Source organism: Peribacillus sp. P4_C12 (assembly GCF_056402095.1).
In genome coordinates this window covers 1-17,841 of the sequence record NZ_JBFUIB010000055.1, presented here as the reverse complement: position 1 = coordinate 17,841, position 17,841 = coordinate 1, and the positions used below count along the sequence as shown (strand labels likewise).

Sequence of the window (17,841 nt, the reverse complement as noted above, 5' to 3'; positions counted from 1 at the left end):
GGTACAAACAAAGCAAGCGAAAAAGAAAAGTTCACTTTTTTGTTCTACATGAATACTTTACCCGCTTTCAAGGGAGTTTACCCGGGCCTTTCTTGAAAGTGTTCATATAGATCAGCAGCCTCCTTCAGGGAAAAATAAGTGCATTTTGAAAAATGAAATCAGGATCCGACTGCTTTAATGACGACAGCAATGGTGAACATGGCAGCGAAAAATACAAAAGAACCGATGAATCCCATAGCGGAATCAGCGACGTCATCAGTCTTTGATTGAACATTCTTTTCGAATTCGTTCATTGTTTACCCCTCCTATTTCTGCTAATAGTATAAAACATTACCAAAAAAAAATCTACAGGCCACATTTCTTCATTTCCTTTACTGACAAGAGTTGTCACAAATAGTTTGAAATTTTGAGGTCAAAATAAAGGTACAAACAAAGCAAGCGAAAAAGAAAAGTTCACTTTTTTGTTCTACATGAATACTTTACCCGCTTTCAAGGGAGTTTACCCGGGCCTTTCTTGAAAGTGTTCATATAGATCCGGAATTAGWCCTTTAGAGGGCTAGTTCCCTTTATAGCTTGTCAAATGGTTCATCCACCTATACCATTAGAGAAGAATACATAAAAAAGAGGCGGATTCTATTGGTATTAGACGTATGGAAAAGTATTAAAAAAGGGCAATTCGCTCCTGTATATTTGTTATATGGAACAGAAGCTTATTTAATTAATGAAACAAAGCAGCTTTTGATTGAGCATGTCCTTCACGAAGATGAAATGGATTTTAACTTCTCTCAATTTGATTTAGAAGAGACGCCGATTGAAACAGCGCTTGAGGACGTTGAAACTCTTCCTTTTATCGGGGAAAAACGCCTTGTTTTCATGCAAAATCCATTTTTTTTGACAGCTGAAAAAACGAAATCGAAAGTTGAACATAATGTAAAAAGACTGGAAGCGTATCTGGCTGACCCAGTTCCTTATTCTATTGTTGTTCTGACAGCTCCTTATGAAAAACTGGACGAACGGAAAAAGATTACCAAAGAACTGAAGCGTAATGCGGTTCTCGTTGAAGCGAAAAAGCTTGGCGATCATGAATTAAAGGCATGGGTTAAGGAGCGCGTTGCAGCTTATTCTGTCCAAATAGATGAACAAGCCACAGAACTTTTGCTCGAACTTGCAGGAACGAATCTGATGATGTTGACAAATGAACTTGATAAAATGGCACTTTATGTAGAAGCTGACAAACGAATTACCATTGAGGTTGTTGAAAAGTTAGTCGCTAAATCTCTAGAACAGAATATCTTCACACTTGTTGATCATGTTTTGCAGCGAAAAATGGAAAGTGCTATGACGATTTTTCACGATCTTCTTCGGCAGAATGAAGAGCCGATTAAAATCTTGAGTGTAATGGCCGGACAGATCCGACTTATGTATCAAGTGAAGGAGCTTTCGCGTCAAGGGTATAGTCAGCAAAAAATTGCAGGGCAATTGAAGGTGCATCCATACCGAGTAAAGCTAGCCCTAGAAAAAACGGGGAAATTCCAGGAACGCGAGTTGTTGAGTATAATGAACGATTTAGCGGAAGCGGATTATAAGATGAAATCGGGTCAAGCCGATAAGGCGATCACACTTGAGTTGCTGCTTTTGAAAATTAGATAATAAAAAAGGTGACAGAAATTCCTGTCACCTTTTTGGTGCGTAAAAAAAAACGATCCAGAAGGATCGTTTAATTTTTGTCATTATGCGTTAAGAGCGTTAAGTCTTTTCGCTAAACGAGATTTTTTACGGGCTGCCGCATTTTTATGGATTAATCCTTTAGATGCAGCTTTGTCTAATTTTACAGCAGCTGTTAAAAGAGCTTCTTTAGCAGCTTCAACGTTTTCACCAGCTAATGCAACTTCAGCATTTTTCACTGTAGTACGCATAGTTGATCTAACAGTAATGTTATGAACGCGTTTTTTGTCGTTGATTTTCACACGTTTAATAGCAGATTTAATGTTTGGCATTCCGTTCACCTCCTACAAAGAAATCGAGATTATATGAACTCGACTTTTCAAATCCATATCAAATAGCACAAGTGATATTCTATCAGACTGCTCATGAATATGCAATACTTCAGATTGAGAATCGAAAAGGAATTATAATTTCAGTAAATAAATTCATCTCGTCATATTTCATTGTACCAAAAAAATGAATAATAAAAAAGCTAAAACGACAGAATGTTTAAGAGAGACTATGGAAATTACTAGAGTTAGATACAAATCAAACATCAGGAGGCCGCTATGGAAAATCATTTGGACCTTAGTAAGTTCGGAATTCGGACAGATTTGGCGATTGAAGCAAAAGATATTGCTCTTGAAAATAAGGGTGTTGTTGAAGAAGTTGATGTTTCCCATATCGAAGGGGTCATAATAAAGGAAAAAGAAGTGGATGATCTGAAAATTTCCTTAGTCGAGGTCACGGCTGAGGGAGAAAAAGAGATTGGTAAAAAACAGGGGAGCTATTTAACCATTGAAGTTCAGGGTATCCGCCAACAGGATACGGACACACAGCAACGAGTGGAGAAGGTGTTTGCTGACGAGCTAGCTTACTTCTTAAAAAGAAATAAAATCACGAAAGAAAGCAGTTGTTTAGTCGTCGGCCTCGGTAATTGGAATGTAACCCCGGACGCTTTGGGGCCAGCCGTGGTCGAGAACCTGGTAGTCACAAGGCATTTGTTCGAGTTGCAACCAGAGTCTGTTAAAGAAGGTTATCGGCCGGTAAGTGCGATCTCTCCAGGTGTTATGGGGATTACAGGAATCGAGACGAGCGACATTATCAAAGGAGTCATTGAAAAAAGCAAACCTGATTTTCTCATCGTCATTGATGCCTTGGCAGCCCGTTCGATTGAGCGGGTAAATTCAACGATTCAAATAACTGATACAGGCATTCATCCAGGGTCAGGTGTTGGAAATAAACGAAAGGAATTGAGTCAGGAGACACTGGGGGTTCCTGTTATAGCAATTGGAATACCTACCGTCGTTGATGCTGTATCAATTACTAGCGACTCGATTGATTATATTTTGAAGCACTTTGGCAAGGAACTGAATGAGGGTGACCGCCCATCACGTTCATTAGCCCCCGCAGGATTTAGTTTTGGGAAACGTAAAAAGTTGACTGATGAGGATATGCCAGGTGAAAAGGAACGGCAAACCTTCTTGGGCATGATTGGTGTCCTTCCGGACGAAGAAAAGCGGAAACTGATTTATGAAGTGCTTTCACCGCTCGGTCAAAATTTAATGGTTACACCGAAAGAAGTCGATGTTTTCATTGAGGACATGGCCAATTTGATAGCCAATGGATTGAATGCAGCATTGCATAGGTCAATTAATCAAGAAAATACTGGCTACTATACCCGCTAGTTCATTTTAGTGCCCAAAAATGGTGTTCTACCCTTTCTAGCAAAGTCATAGGTATTAATAGACAAGCTATAGAGAGGGTGGAAGGATGAAAAGAAGAAATTCCCCAGGGATCATAACAGCTATTCACGGTTCAACTATAGTAAAAACTTTTCTAGGTATTCTCGCCTTGCTTCTTTTTGTTTTTTCCGTCAGCGGGGTCATGACGTCTCTACGACCTGAGTATCGGATATCTTCGGATTCCGTACATACCGTAGCGAACCAATTTTCAGGAAAAATGCTGTTCTCGATGCTGGCTAATGAAAATCATTACTTTTTTAATGCCCTGCCTGAAGGTAAACAAGAATCGGTGATCACAAATCAATTGATAAAAATCTCGACTAATATTTCTATGGAGGATCCGCGAAGCTTGCTTGGTCGGGAACTTCCAGGCTTCTCGATTTTTGATAATGAAATCCTTGTCGCTGGTGAAGGAACCAATTATACGAATATGCCATATGAATCTTCGCCGCCGGTAGATGTCCTGAACGAAGAAAGGGATGCATCCCTGCAAAATCTGGATGAAATCGAAGAACCTGAAAAAGGAGTGGCTAATCAGCCAAATCAGACAACCAATGGGCGAAAAGTTGTTGAAATTTATCATAGCCATAATCGGGAGTCATATCTCCCTTATTTAAAAGGGGTTACAAATCCTAATCTCGCCTATCACTCTAAAATCAATATTACAAAACTCGGGGCACGAATGGTGGAGGACTTGGCTGATAACGGGATAGGCTCATCGCTTGATAATACGGATATTATGGGCAATTTGAATAATAAGGGATTGAATTACAACAAATCCTATCAAGAGTCTCGTAAATCCGTTCAAACGGCATTGGCTACCAACAAAGATCTAGAATATATGATTGATATCCATCGTGATTCAAAACGAAAAAAACATACGACCATTAACATTAACGGTAAAGATTATGCCAAGATTGCTTTCGTCATTGGGGGAAATAACCCGAACTTTGAGAAAAATGCAGCGCTTGCCAATAAACTTCATAAAGCTCTGGAAAAAAAATACCCTGGCATTTCACGAGGGGTTATGAAACAAGGCGGGGCGGGTCATAATGGAGTATACAATCAGGATTTGTCAGGCAATGCCATGCTCATTGAAATTGGCGGTGTTGATAATACGTTTGAAGAAATGTATTTAACCGTTGATGCATTTACCGATGTTTTCAGTGAATTTTATTGGGATGCTAAAGCGGTGGATAAAACAACTGGAGAATCAGAAGCGAAGTAATTTGAAAGGAGTTCTCTAACATGGTTCGATTTTGGTTAAAATGCACGGGGATTATACTCGTATTATTTTTAGGCGTCCTTATTGGAATGCAGCAGGCGAATGTCGGCATGAAAAAAATGAAGGGATATGAAGACCCCTCTTTGAATAGTGCATTTATTATCAACCAATCGGACCAAGGGGAGATGGAGGCGGATATCCTTGGTGAAAAAGTAACAAGTCATGATTTAGAGACGAAAAAAGAAAAGCTTGAAGAAATGAAGGCTTTCAACTTTTTCTCATCTCTTGGCAAGACTCTCGGCGAAACGATATCAGCGGCCTTTCAAGCACTTATAAATATGATTTAAGCTTGCGCAAGAAAAGTCGAGTAACTCTGTCGAAAGGCTGCATCCGAGAATTCGGAATGCAGCCTTTTTTTATCCTTGGCACTACAATGATGCTTCTTTTGTAACTATTCTGTTGAATCTTGCATTTTCTATTGATATAATAAAAAATAGTGTATTGTGTCGACTAGTGGGAGTGAACGTTATGAATAGAGAAGAAAAATTAAAAAGACAATCCAAGATTCGTAACTTTTCCATCATCGCTCATATTGATCATGGTAAATCTACATTGGCGGATCGTATCATAGAAAAAACGAACGCTATGACTCAACGTGAAATGAAGAGTCAGTTGTTAGATTCCATGGATTTAGAGCGAGAGCGTGGAATTACGATTAAATTGAATGCAATTCAATTAAAATATAATGCGAAAGATGGCGAAGAATACATTTTCCATCTTATTGATACACCAGGGCACGTCGATTTTACGTATGAGGTTTCGCGAAGCCTTGCTGCGTGTGAAGGTGCAGTCCTTGTTGTCGATGCGGCGCAGGGTATTGAGGCCCAGACGCTTGCAAACGTATATTTAGCATTGGATAACAATTTGGAAATCATCCCGGTCATCAATAAAATTGACTTGCCGAGTGCTGATCCAGAACGTGTTCGTAATGAAATTGAGGAAGTAATCGGGTTGGATGCTTCTGATGCAGTTTTGGCTTCAGCTAAAGCCGGTATCGGAATCGAKGAGATTTTGGAGCAGGTCGTTGAATTAGTACCAGCACCACAAGGAGATCCTGAAGCATCGTTTAAGGCGCTTATTTTCGACTCGCTATTTGATGCATATCGGGGTGTAGTTGCCTATATCCGGGTTGTTGAAGGGTCTATTAAAGTGGGCGACAAAATTAAAATGATGTCCACAGGCAAGGAATTTGATGTCACGGAATTGGGTGTCTTTAATCCAAAAACACAACTGCTTGATGAACTAAACGTAGGTGATGTTGGTTTCCTTACAGCAGCTATTAAAAACGTTGGTGATACGACAGTTGGTGATACGATTACAAGTGCTGTGAATAGTGCGACAGAGCCGCTGCCAGGTTATCGGAAAATGAATCCGATGGTATATTGCGGTTTGTATCCGATTGACGCATCGAAATTCAATGATCTACGGGATGCATTAGAGAAATTGGAATTGAATGATTCTGCGCTGCAGTTTGAGGCGGAATCATCTCAAGCATTAGGCTTTGGTTTCCGTTGCGGTTTCCTAGGACTTCTTCATATGGAAATCATCCAAGAGCGTATTGAACGTGAATTCAAAATTGATTTAATTACTACTGCGCCAAGTGTTATTTACGATGTCGTCCAAACTGATGGAACGGTTTTGAAGGTTGATAACCCATCCAACATGCCGGATGCTCAAAAGATTGAACGTGTTGAGGAGCCATATGTAAAAGCAACAATGATGGCACCAACAGAATTTGTAGGCGCAATAATGGAAATCTGTCAGAATAAACGCGGGAACTTCATTGATATGGAATATATCGATGAGACACGTGTAAGTATTCACTATGAAATACCATTATCGGAAATCGTATATGATTTCTTTGATCAATTGAAATCAAATACAAGGGGCTATGCGTCATTTGATTATGAATTAATCGGCTACAAACCGTCCAAGCTTGTGAAGATGGATATTTTACTGAATGCTGAAACGGTCGATGCTTTAAGTTTCATCGTTCATAAGGACTTCGCTTATGAGCGTGGTAAAGTTATTGTTGAGAAATTGAAGAAATTGATTCCAAGACAACAGTTTGAAGTTCCAATTCAAGCAGCTATTGGACAAAAAATCGTGGCTCGTTCTTCTATTAGTGCAATGCGTAAAAACGTACTCGCTAAATGTTACGGTGGCGATATTTCCCGTAAACGTAAATTGCTTGAGAAACAAAAAGAAGGTAAAAAGCGGATGAAACAGGTAGGTTCTGTTGAAGTACCGCAGGAAGCTTTCATGGCTGTATTGAAAATGGATGATACGACTCCAAAAAAATAAATGATAGATAGAAAAAAGAGGGTAGAGAAGATCTAGCCTCTTTTTCTATCGACTCAATCGATTAAAGGTTGTGAACACAATGATTAAAAGTGCCTACCTCCACATACCGTTTTGTGAACATATTTGTCACTATTGTGATTTTAATAAAGTGTTTTTGCAGGGGCAGCCAGTCGACGAATATTTACGGATGATGAAAAGAGAAATGGAAATGCAACTTGCAAAGTATCCAACAACAGGATTGGACACGGTTTTCGTCGGCGGAGGGACACCAACCTCTCTTGATGAAAAACAACTTGCATTCTTATGTGAAGCAATCAATGAAACCCTTCCATTTGATTCAAAGAAGGCTGAATATACATTCGAGGCTAATCCTGGGGATCTTTCAAAAGAAAAGCTTGAAATACTATTTCATTCCGGTGTGAATAGGCTTAGCTTTGGGGTACAAAGCTTCAATGATGAATTATTAAAGCGAATTGGTCGGACACATCGGGCATCTGAAGTATATGAAACGATTCATTTGGCTCAAGAGGTTGGCTTTACAAATATAAGTATCGACTTGATTTATGGATTGCCAGGTCAAACGATGGAAGACTTCAAGGATACGCTAGATAAGGCCCTTGCACTACAGCTTCCTCATTATTCCAGTTATTCATTAATTGTTGAGCCAAAGACGGTTTTCTATAATCAGATGAGAAGAGGGAAATTAAATCTTCCGCCTCAGGAGCTTGAGGCTTCCATGTATGAACGGCTGATGGAAGAGATGGAGAAACATGGTCTGCATCAATATGAAATCAGTAATTTTGCTCGTCCTGGATTTGAAAGCCGGCACAATTTAACATATTGGGATAATGTAGAATATTATGGGATTGGTGCGGGAGCACATGGCTATACTGGGGGGAAAAGAGTGGCCAATCATGGGCCAGTGAAAAAATACATCACGCCATTGACTGTGAACGAGTTACCTGTTTTGGAAGAACATCCTGTACCACTCCATGAAAAGATGGAAGAGGAGATGTTTTTAGGACTTAGAAAAACAGAAGGAGTTTCATTGGAAAACTTCAAGAATAAATTTTCTGTTGAAATGACGGAAATTTTCGGGAAATCGCTCGAAGAAGAATCAGCAAAGGGTCTTCTTACGATTGAACGTGGGTTTGTCCGATTGACTGAGCAGGGGAAATTGCTTGGTAATGAAGTGTTCCAATCGTTTTTAGGCGTTGTTGATTACGAGTGATGGAAATCTCTTGTTATTTTATCAATGAATTAGCGGTTTTCATTGTTGACATCATAAGCTTCATTTGATAATTTATTAGTATATTAGCACTCAAAGAGACAGAGTGCTAACAGAGGTGATCATACATGCTAACTGATCGTCAATTATTGATTCTGCAAGTGATAATCGAGGATTTTATCCATTCTGCCCAGCCAGTCGGGTCGCGAAGCTTGTCGAAGAAAGATGAAATTACGTTCAGCTCTGCCACAATCCGTAACGAAATGTCTGATCTTGAAGAATTGGGTTTTTTAGAAAAAACTCATACATCTTCTGGTAGAATACCTTCTGAAAAAGGGTATAGATATTATGTGGATCATTTGCTTTCTCCTCAAGCTCCGAAAAAGAATGAAATGAAATTGTTAAAATCTGTTTTTGTTGAGCGAATCTATGAGCTAGAAAAGATTGTTCAAAAGTCAGCAAAAATTCTTTCAGAACTGACGAATTATACGGCAATTGTATTAGGTCCAAAAGTCAATGAACATAAGTTGAAAAAAATTCAGATTGTTCCTTTGAGTCCGGATGCTGCAATTGCAATCATTATTACTGATACAGGTCATGTGGAAAATCGAATGATTTCCTTGCCCCCTTCTTTTGATATAAATGAAATTGAAAAGATGGTGAACATTTTAAATGCCCGTTTAGTCGATGTTCCGCTTGTTGATTTAAAAGATAAGATCTATAAGGAGGTGGCTGCTCTATTAAGCCGCCACATTCATAATTATGGATCGATTGTTTCAGTTCTAGCGGATACCTTGACGGATACAAAGCCTGAAAAAATATTTTTCGGCGGGAAAACGAATATGCTAAGGCAGCCGGAGTTCCATGACATTGCAAAAGTAAGTACACTTTTATCGATGATTGAGCAGGAACAAGGGTTTTATGATCTTATTACTCAAAATCCAGCGGGCATTCACGTCAAGATTGGCCGTGAAAATCAAAATACGGTACTCGATGACTGCAGCTTAATTACCGCAACCTACTCAATCGGACAGGAACAAGTGGGCACATTAGCGATACTAGGTCCAACGAGAATGGAATATTCGAGAGTAATCAGTCTGCTTTCGTTTTTCTCGAAAGATTTAACGACTCTGATGACTAAACTGTATCAAAAATAGGAGCAAAGGTAATATTGTTAAGGTGGCGGGGATGTAAATTCCCCAGCCTGACTTATTACTTAAGCATAAATTGTATAACCCTTTTAGGGAGGTGAGATTGTGACAGAAAATAAAAACGAAGAACAAACATTAGAAAATGAAACAATCGAGGAAAGCGCTGCAGAAGCTGTATTCGCTGAAGAGGAAATTCCAGCGGAACAAAATCAGGAGGAAACTCCGGTTGAGAAAGATGAACTTCAATTGGCTCATGAAAAGATTGCTGAGCTACAGGCAAAAATCGAAGAAATGGATAACCGTTATCTTCGTCTGCAGGCCGATTTTGATAATTCAAGACGCCGTGCCAAGCTTGATATGGAAGCGGCTCAAAAATATAGAGTTCAAAGTATTGCTGGTGATTTAGTCGAGGCTCTTGATAATTTTGAAAGAGCGACAAAAATCGAAGCTGATAATGAACAAACAAAATCCCTGCTTCAAGGGATGGAAATGGTCTACAAAGCGATTATTGATGCATTGACTAAAGAAGGCATCGAACCAATTAGTTCGGTTGGTGAAGAATTTGATCCGCGTTTACATCAAGCGGTCATGCAAGTTCAAGATGAAAACTTTGGTTCTAACATCGTTGTCGAKGAGTTCCAAAAAGGATATGTTCTTAAAGACCGAGTGCTTCGTCCTGCAATGGTAAAAGTAAACGAATAATAGAAATTACATACAAATAATTGGGAGRTAGTGAAACTATGAGCAAGATTATTGGTATTGACTTAGGTACAACAAACTCTTGTGTATCTGTACTTGAAGGCGGGGAACCAAAAGTTATCCCGAATCCAGAAGGAAACCGTACAACACCATCCGTAGTGGCATTCAAAAATGGTGAAAGACAAGTAGGGGAAGTGGCAAAACGCCAAGCAATTACAAACCCGAACACGATCATTTCTATTAAACGTCATATGGGTACTAATCATAAAGAAGTAATTGAAGGAAAAGAATATTCACCGCAGGAAGTTTCTGCAATCATCCTTCAATACTTAAAATCATATGCTGAAGAGTATCTTGGTGAAAAAGTTACAAAAGCGGTTATCACTGTACCTGCTTACTTCAATGATGCAGAACGTCAAGCAACGAAAGATGCTGGTCAAATTGCTGGACTTGAAGTAGAACGTATTATTAACGAACCGACAGCTGCAGCACTTGCATACGGTTTAGATAAAACGGATGAAGACCAAACAATTCTTGTATTCGACCTTGGTGGCGGTACATTTGACGTATCAGTCATGGAACTTGGCGATGGCGTATTCGAAGTTAAATCCACTGCTGGTGACAACCGTCTAGGTGGAGATGATTTCGACCAAGTCATCATTGATTACCTAGTAGAAGCATTCAAGAAAGAAAATGGAATCGATCTTTCTAAAGACAAAATGGCAGTTCAACGTTTGAAAGATGCAGCTGAAAAAGCGAAAAAAGATCTTTCAGGTGTAACTTCTACACAAATTTCATTGCCATTCATCACAGCTGGAGATGCTGGCCCGCTTCACTTAGACGTAACAATGACTAGAGCTAAATTCGATGAACTTTCTTCAAGTCTTGTGGAACGTACAATGGGACCTACTCGTCAAGCGATGAAAGATGCAGGTCTTTCAGCATCTGAAATCGATAAAGTCATCCTTGTTGGTGGATCTACGCGTATTCCTGCGGTTGTTGAAGCAATCAAAAAGGAAATCGGTCAAGAACCAAGCAAAGGTGTTAACCCTGATGAAGTAGTAGCTATGGGTGCTGCGATTCAAGGTGGCGTATTAACAGGGGATGTTAAAGACGTTGTTCTTTTAGACGTAACTCCACTTTCACTTGGAATTGAAACAATGGGCGGCGTGTTCACGAAATTAATCGACCGTAATACAACAATTCCAACAAGTAAATCACAAGTATTCTCAACAGCGGCTGATAATCAAACAGCTGTAGATATCCATGTTCTTCAAGGTGAACGTCCGATGTCAGCAGACAACAAAACGCTTGGTCGTTTCCAATTGAGTGACATTCCACCGGCACCGCGCGGAATTCCACAAGTCGAAGTAACTTTCGACATTGATAAAAATGGTATTGTAAACGTTCGTGCAAAAGATCTTGGCACAAACAAAGAACAAGCAATCACAATCAAATCATCTTCAGGACTTTCTGATGAAGAAATCGACCGCATGGTACGTGAAGCAGAAGAAAATGCTGATAGTGATAAACAACGTAAAGAAGAAGTTGAACTTCGTAACGAAGCAGATCAACTAGTCTTCCAAACGGAAAAAACGCTTAAAGATCTAGAAGGTAAAGTAGACGAAGCGGAAGTAACAAAAGCAAACGAAGCGAAGGATGAACTGAAAGCAGCAATCGAGAAAAATGAGCTTGAAGAAATCCGCGTGAAAAAAGATGCACTTAACGAAATCGTTCAAGCTTTGACAATGAAGCTTTATGAAGAAGCTGCAAAAGCTCAGCAAGCAGGCCAAGAGGGTGCTGGCGAAGCTAGTGCAAAAGACGATAATGTAGTTGATGCAGAATATACAGAAGTAAACGAAGAAGAGAAAAAATAAAAAAGTGACCCTGTTGGGACGCTGATATATTGGGYAGGGATTTCTGCCTGTAATTGTAGAAAAGTCAAAGTCAGGTTATCTTGGCTTTGGCTTTTTTACAATGGGTGAAATCAAAGTCCGGAAGTAATGGCAGCTGGTATTCTTTTATTCTTACAATCGCTAGTGGGGAATCATAAGACTATAGAGAAAAATAGGTGCAAATTTGAGGCAGATGTCTTCTTTTAAGAAAAAGTGTTCAAGCCGTTTGTACTTTTCTAGTTGATTATTATCTTCGTTCAGTGATAATATTACCTTTATGTGAATCGAATCGGGAGTGGATTTTAGATATGAGTAAACGTGATTATTATGAGGTGTTAGGCCTTTCGAAGAGTGCTTCGAAGGATGAAATCAAAAAAGCGTATCGAAAGCTCTCCAAACAATATCATCCTGATATTAATAAAGCGGAAGATGCTGCGGATAAATTCAAGGAAATTAAGGAAGCTTACGAGGTATTAAGCGACGAGCAGAAAAAGGCTCATTATGACCAATTTGGACATACAGATCCAAATCAGGGCTTCGGTGGCCAGGACTTTGGCGGTTTCGGTGGTTTTGAAGATATTTTCAGTAGTTTCTTTGGTGGAGGCGGACGTAGAAGAGATCCTAATGCACCGCGCCAAGGGGCTGATTTACAGTATACGATGACGCTTTCTTTTGAAGAGGCTGCATTCGGAAAAGATACTGAAATCGAAATTCCGCGTGAAGAGAATTGTGATACATGTAAAGGATCGGGTGCTAAGCCTGGCACAAAAGTGGAAAACTGTTCACACTGTCATGGAACAGGTCAATTAAATGTTGAACAAAACACGGCATTCGGACGTATTGTGAACCGGAGAGCATGTCACCATTGTCAAGGAACAGGAAAAATCATTCCTAATAAATGTTCAACTTGTGGCGGCGACGGTAAAGTTCAAAAACGCAAAAAAATCCAAGTCAAGGTGCCAGCCGGAATCGATGATGGCCAGCAACTGCGTGTATCCGGTCAAGGCGAGCCTGGAATCAATGGTGGTCCAGCTGGAGACCTTTATGTAGTCTTCCATGTTCGTAGCCACGAATTCTTTGAAAGAGATGGCGATGATATTTATTGTGAAATGCCGGTTACTTTTGCTCAGGCAGCATTAGGAGATGAAATTGAAGTTCCGACTTTGCATGGTAAAGTTAAGTTGAAGATACCTGCAGGAACACAAACAAGCACGCGTTTCCGTTTAAAAGGAAAAGGGGTTCCGAATGTAAGAGGATATGGCCAAGGAGATCAGCATGTGGTCGTATTAGTGGTTACACCTAAAAAATTAAGTGAAAAACAAAAGGACCTTCTTCGTGAGTTCAACGATATCAGCGGACAATCAGGTATAGATGAACAAGAAGATGGCTTTTTCTCAAAGGTAAAGCGTGCTTTTAAAGATAGGTGAAGACAAGTAAAGAAATTGGGAGCTGGTAGATTATGAAGTGGTCTGAATTTGCAATCCAAACAACAAATGAAGCGGTTGAACCTGTTTCAAATATTCTTCATGAGGCAGGTGCAAGCGGTGTTGTCATTGAGGATCCTCTTGAATTAGTCAAAGAACGCGAAAATGTTTTTGGCGAAATCTACCACCTAAACCCAGCTGATTATCCGGATGAAGGTGTGTTGATTAAGGCATATTTGCCGGTTAACAGCTTCCTTGGCGAAACTGTTGATGCTATTAAGGAATCAATTAATAATCTCCTTCTTTTTGATATCGATCTTGGGAAGAATGTTGTTTCAATTAGTGAAGTGAATGAAGAAGAATGGGCAACGGCTTGGAAAAAATATTATAATCCAGTCAAGATTTCTGAACGCTTTACCATTGTTCCTACATGGGAAGATTACACTCCTGTAAGCAGTGATGAATTAATCATTGAACTTGATCCTGGTATGGCTTTTGGAACAGGTACCCACCCGACAACGGTTATGTGTATCCAAGCACTTGAACGTACAGTTCAGCCGGGTGACTTAGTTGTTGATGTAGGAACGGGTTCCGGTGTTTTAAGTATTGCAGCGGCATTATTAGAGGCAAAACAAGTTCAGTCGCTTGATTTGGATGACGTAGCTGTACAGTCTGCTAAGCAAAATGTAGAACTTAACAACGTTCAAGACAGAGTTTCTGTTGCTCAAGGTAACTTGTTGGACGGCGTAAACGAACAAGCAGATGTCGTTGTAGCTAATATATTAGCTGAAGTCATTATGCGCTTTACAGATGATGTAGCAAAAGTGGTTAAACCTGGTGGATATTTTATAGCATCTGGGATTATCCAGCCAAAGAAACAGGATGTGAAGGATGCAATTATAGCTTCCGGATTCACAGTTGAGGAAACCATTTTGATGGAAGATTGGGTAGCAATCATCGCGAAAAGAAATGATTAAATGAAAAGTTACTCTGATTATCGTATATTTGGATAGTCAGAGTACCTTTTTTTAGCTTGAGTTTTTGCATGGCGCGCAATCGGAAAATAAGCCTCTGACTGCTAGCCTGTGAGTTTTTTTAGACTAGACGAAGTAGGTGGCAGTGTGCAACGGTATTTTCTTAACGAGGAAGACTTTAAGGGTAAAACAGTGACAATATCAGGCGATGATTTTCACCATATTTCCAGGGTAATGAGAATGGAACCAGGGGAGCAAATCATCACCGTAAAGGGCAACGGAATGACTGCGGTCACGGAAATTTCTGAAATAACAAATGACGCTGTTATAGGAACCATTATTGAATGGAAGAATGAAGAAAAGGAACTTCCGATAAGAGTTACGATAGCGAGCGGTCTGCCTAAAGGGGATAAGTTAGAATATATCGTTCAAAAGGGGACGGAATTAGGTGCTGTTGAATTTATCCCTTTTATTGCTGCTCGTTCGGTGGTAAAATGGGACCACAAAAAGGTTGGTAAGAAATTGGAACGACTCCAGAAGATTTCAAAGGAAGCGGCCGAACAGTCCCACCGCACAGTTATCCCTGCCATCAAGGAACCGATGACGGCAGATCAGCTAGCTGGATATGCTTCTGGTTTCGATCATAGATTAATTGCTTTTGAAGAAGAAGCAAAGCGTGGAGAAACTTCTGTACTTGCTTCTGTTTTGAAAGATATCACTGCCGGACAATCGATTTTATTCGTGTTTGGTCCTGAAGGGGGCTTGGCAGAGAAGGAAATCGAAAAATTGTCGGCTGCCGGATTTGTAGTTTGTGGTCTTGGACCTAGAATATTAAGAACTGAAACAGCACCTTTATATGCACTTTCCGCTGTTTCTTATCATGTAGAACTTTTGAGGTGATGAAAAATGGCAACGGTCGCTTTCCATACATTAGGTTGTAAAGTAAATCATTATGAAACAGAAGCTATTTGGCAATTATTTAAGACAGAGGGATATGATCGTGTTGAATTTGAAAATACATCAGATGTATACGTCATCAACACTTGCACGGTAACGAATACTGGCGATAAGAAGAGCCGTCAGGTCATCCGTCGTGCAATCCGTAAAAATCCGAATGCTGTTATAGCAGTAACGGGTTGTTACGCACAAACATCTCCTGCAGAGATCATGGCAATTCCAGGTGTAGATATTGTTGTTGGAACACAGGACAGGGTTAAATTGCTTGAATACATCGAGCAGTTCAAGGTAGAACGTGAACCAATCAATGCGGTTGGGAATATTATGAAAAACCGTGTCTATGAAGAATTGGATGTACCGGCATTTACTGATCGTACTCGTGCCTCACTAAAGATTCAGGAAGGTTGCAATAATTTCTGTACTTTCTGTATCATCCCATGGGCTCGTGGTTTAATGCGTTCCCGTGATCCAAAGGAAGTCATTCATCAAGCTGAGCAGCTTGTCGAGGCAGGATATAAAGAGCTCGTCTTGACGGGCATTCATACCGGTGGTTACGGAGATGACTTGAAGGATTATAATTTGGCGATGCTACTACGTGACTTGGAAAAAATTGATGGGCTAAAGCGGATCCGTATTTCTTCCATTGAAGCCAGTCAAATTACAGATGAAATCATTGAAGTACTGACGAATTCGAAAAAGGTAGTTCGTCATTTGCATATCCCTATCCAATCGGGTTCTGATACGGTTTTAAAACGGATGAGACGTAAATATACAATGGCTTTCTTCGGTGATCGAATTGAAAAATTAAAAGTTGCACTGCCAGGCCTTGCTGTTACATCTGATGTAATCGTAGGCTTCCCGGGTGAAACCGAAGAAGAATTTTTGGAGACGTATAATTTTATAGAAAAATATAAATTCTCCGAACTTCATGTCTTCCCGTATTCAAAACGGACAGGGACTCCTGCAGCACGCATGGAAGACCAAGTGGATGAAGATGTGAAAAACGAACGCGTTCACCGTCTGATTTCATTATCGGATCAGTTGGCAAAAGAGTACGCTTCTCGATTTGAGGGAGAAGTGCTTGAAGTCATTCCTGAGACTAAGTTGGAAAATGGTCTTTATGAAGGCTACTCGGATAATTACATGAAAATAGTCTTCCCCGCTACCGAGGAAATGGTTGGTGACATTGTAAAAGTGAAAATTACAAAGTCTGGCTATCCGCATAGCGAAGGACAGTTCGTGACGGTTGTGAAAGATATTCCGTTGCAGCAAGTAGCTAATATATAAGACAGCGATTTTTTCGCTGTCTTTTTTTTATTCTTTGTTTAACGTGTTTTCTTAGTACATTAGGGTAAAGACTATATATATCGTCAAAATAGAAGAACTATGGTATGATGAGAGGTACGTACAACTAGTTTTAAATTGTTTTTAAGGAGGATTATATATGTCACAAAATGTAGCAGGTTTAATTGACCACACTTTATTAAAAGCAGATGCAACGAAAGAACAAATAAGGGTATTATGTGAAGAAGCGAGAGAGTATAATTTTGCTTCAGTATGCGTAAACCCGACTTGGGTGAAGTATGCAAGTGAGCTTTTAGAAGGCTCAGAAGTAAAAGTTTGTACGGTAATTGGTTTCCCTTTAGGTGCCACTACACCAGAAACTAAAGCTTTTGAAACAAAAGACGCCATCAGTAATGGCGCACACGAAGTCGATATGGTGATCAATATCGGCGCATTAAAGGACAAGGATAATGAATTGGTAGAGCGGGATATTCGAGCTGTGGTAGCGGTATCGACAGGTAAAGCTCTGTCAAAAGTAATTATTGAAACCTCTTTACTTACTGAGGAAGAAAAAGTCCGTGCCTGCGAACTTGCCGTAAAAGCGGGAACGGATTTCGTTAAAACCTCAACTGGTTTTTCAACTGGCGGTGCAACAGTTGAAGATGTTGCGCTTATGAGAAAAACAGTAGGACCAGATATCGGCGTTAAAGCTTCAGGCGGAGTTCGTAACACGAGTGATGCTCAGAAAGTGATTGAAGCGGGTGCAACAAGAATTGGAGCGAGTGCAGGTGTCTCCATCCTAAAGGGCTTAACAGCTGACTCTGATTATTAATTTACAAGCCGCATTCTTAAGAGTGCGGCTTATTTTTTTATATGCGGACGATGGATCAATAAAATAAAGTTGGAAAATTGGCGTGCAAATGGTAAAACGATCAAAGAAGTCACGATATTGAAAATAACACTAGCATGCGCGAGTTGTGTACCCTTATCATCGGTAAAAAAAGCAGCTGTTCGTTCTAGGACGTCCACAAGAGGGAGAAAAGCTGCAACTCCGATTACATTTAACCAAATATGTGCATAAGCTGTAAAAGCAGCTTGTCTACCAGAACCGATGCTGGCCATGTAGCCGGTGATACAGGTGCCTATATTAGAGCCGAGCATCATGATAATGGCGGAAGCGACGGATAACTC

17 protein-coding genes are annotated in these 17,841 nt (G+C 40.0%); 14 read left to right on the top strand and 3 right to left on the bottom strand.

Features of this window, described 5'->3' with window-relative positions; genetic code table 11:
* Positions 1-158 precede the first annotated feature (158 nt).
* A complete protein-coding gene (locus AC1DUW_RS10950) occupies positions 159-293 on the bottom strand; it encodes a YqzM family protein (protein ID WP_081108861.1) in 135 nt (44 codons plus the stop codon).
* A 343-nt stretch (positions 294-636) separates the two neighbouring features.
* Between AC1DUW_RS10950 and holA the strand changes: the two genes are divergently transcribed.
* Positions 637-1,650: a DNA polymerase III subunit delta gene (gene holA / locus AC1DUW_RS10945; protein WP_056528604.1), complete on the top strand. Its 1,014-nt coding sequence runs from the start codon at positions 637-639 to the stop codon at positions 1,648-1,650.
* 80 nt (positions 1,651-1,730) lie between these two features.
* Here the strand turns inward: holA and rpsT are convergent, their stop codons facing one another.
* The gene (gene rpsT / locus AC1DUW_RS10940; RefSeq protein WP_034308554.1) at positions 1,731-1,997 is read right to left on the bottom strand and encodes a 30S ribosomal protein S20; all 267 of its coding nucleotides are present in this window, start codon (positions 1,995-1,997) and stop codon (positions 1,731-1,733) included.
* 276 nt (positions 1,998-2,273) lie between these two features.
* Between rpsT and gpr the strand changes: the two genes are divergently transcribed.
* The 13 genes from gpr (at position 2,274) to deoC (ending at position 17,482) form a co-directional block, all read left to right on the top strand.
* Positions 2,274-3,392, top strand: a complete 1,119-nt coding sequence (gpr, locus tag AC1DUW_RS10935; RefSeq protein WP_477642530.1) for a GPR endopeptidase — start codon at positions 2,274-2,276, stop codon at positions 3,390-3,392.
* Between the two features lie 85 nt (positions 3,393-3,477).
* The gene (gene spoIIP / locus AC1DUW_RS10930; protein ID WP_056528608.1) at positions 3,478-4,677 is read left to right on the top strand and encodes a stage II sporulation protein P; all 1,200 of its coding nucleotides are present in this window, start codon (positions 3,478-3,480) and stop codon (positions 4,675-4,677) included.
* Positions 4,678-4,697: 20 nt separating this feature from the next.
* Complete coding sequence (locus AC1DUW_RS10925) at positions 4,698-5,021, top strand: YqxA family protein (RefSeq protein WP_477642529.1); 324 nt, start codon at positions 4,698-4,700, stop codon at positions 5,019-5,021.
* Between the two features lie 181 nt (positions 5,022-5,202).
* The gene (gene lepA / locus AC1DUW_RS10920) at positions 5,203-7,038 is read left to right on the top strand and encodes a translation elongation factor 4 (protein ID WP_477642528.1); all 1,836 of its coding nucleotides are present in this window, start codon (positions 5,203-5,205) and stop codon (positions 7,036-7,038) included.
* A gap of 79 nt (positions 7,039-7,117) precedes the next feature.
* Positions 7,118-8,269, top strand: coding sequence for a radical SAM family heme chaperone HemW (hemW, locus tag AC1DUW_RS10915; RefSeq protein ID WP_477642527.1), 1,152 nt, complete (start codon positions 7,118-7,120; stop codon positions 8,267-8,269).
* Positions 8,270-8,394: 125 nt separating this feature from the next.
* On the top strand, positions 8,395-9,423 hold the full coding sequence (hrcA, locus tag AC1DUW_RS10910; protein WP_053347014.1) for a heat-inducible transcriptional repressor HrcA: 1,029 nt from the start codon (positions 8,395-8,397) through the stop codon (positions 9,421-9,423).
* A 99-nt stretch (positions 9,424-9,522) separates the two neighbouring features.
* The gene (grpE, locus tag AC1DUW_RS10905) at positions 9,523-10,119 is read left to right on the top strand and encodes a nucleotide exchange factor GrpE (RefSeq protein WP_477642526.1); all 597 of its coding nucleotides are present in this window, start codon (positions 9,523-9,525) and stop codon (positions 10,117-10,119) included.
* A gap of 38 nt (positions 10,120-10,157) precedes the next feature.
* Positions 10,158-11,993, top strand: coding sequence for a molecular chaperone DnaK (gene dnaK / locus AC1DUW_RS10900; RefSeq protein WP_477642525.1), 1,836 nt, complete (start codon positions 10,158-10,160; stop codon positions 11,991-11,993).
* 326 nt (positions 11,994-12,319) lie between these two features.
* Complete coding sequence (dnaJ, locus tag AC1DUW_RS10895; RefSeq protein WP_053347011.1) at positions 12,320-13,438, top strand: molecular chaperone DnaJ; 1,119 nt, start codon at positions 12,320-12,322, stop codon at positions 13,436-13,438.
* A gap of 32 nt (positions 13,439-13,470) precedes the next feature.
* Entirely contained in the window at positions 13,471-14,412 is a 942-nt protein-coding gene (prmA, locus tag AC1DUW_RS10890; RefSeq protein WP_053347010.1) for a 50S ribosomal protein L11 methyltransferase, read from the top strand.
* Positions 14,413-14,556: 144 nt separating this feature from the next.
* Positions 14,557-15,309: a 16S rRNA (uracil(1498)-N(3))-methyltransferase gene (locus AC1DUW_RS10885; protein ID WP_477642524.1), complete on the top strand. Its 753-nt coding sequence runs from the start codon at positions 14,557-14,559 to the stop codon at positions 15,307-15,309.
* A 6-nt stretch (positions 15,310-15,315) separates the two neighbouring features.
* On the top strand, positions 15,316-16,653 hold the full coding sequence (gene mtaB / locus AC1DUW_RS10880; protein WP_053347008.1) for a tRNA (N(6)-L-threonylcarbamoyladenosine(37)-C(2))-methylthiotransferase MtaB: 1,338 nt from the start codon (positions 15,316-15,318) through the stop codon (positions 16,651-16,653).
* Between the two features lie 157 nt (positions 16,654-16,810).
* A complete protein-coding gene (gene deoC, locus AC1DUW_RS10875) occupies positions 16,811-17,482 on the top strand; it encodes a deoxyribose-phosphate aldolase (protein ID WP_053347007.1) in 672 nt (223 codons plus the stop codon).
* A gap of 29 nt (positions 17,483-17,511) precedes the next feature.
* Here the strand turns inward: deoC and AC1DUW_RS10870 are convergent.
* Positions 17,512-17,841, bottom strand: a 330-nt coding sequence (locus AC1DUW_RS10870) for a Na/Pi symporter (protein ID WP_477642523.1), incomplete at its 5' end; no start/stop codon positions are given.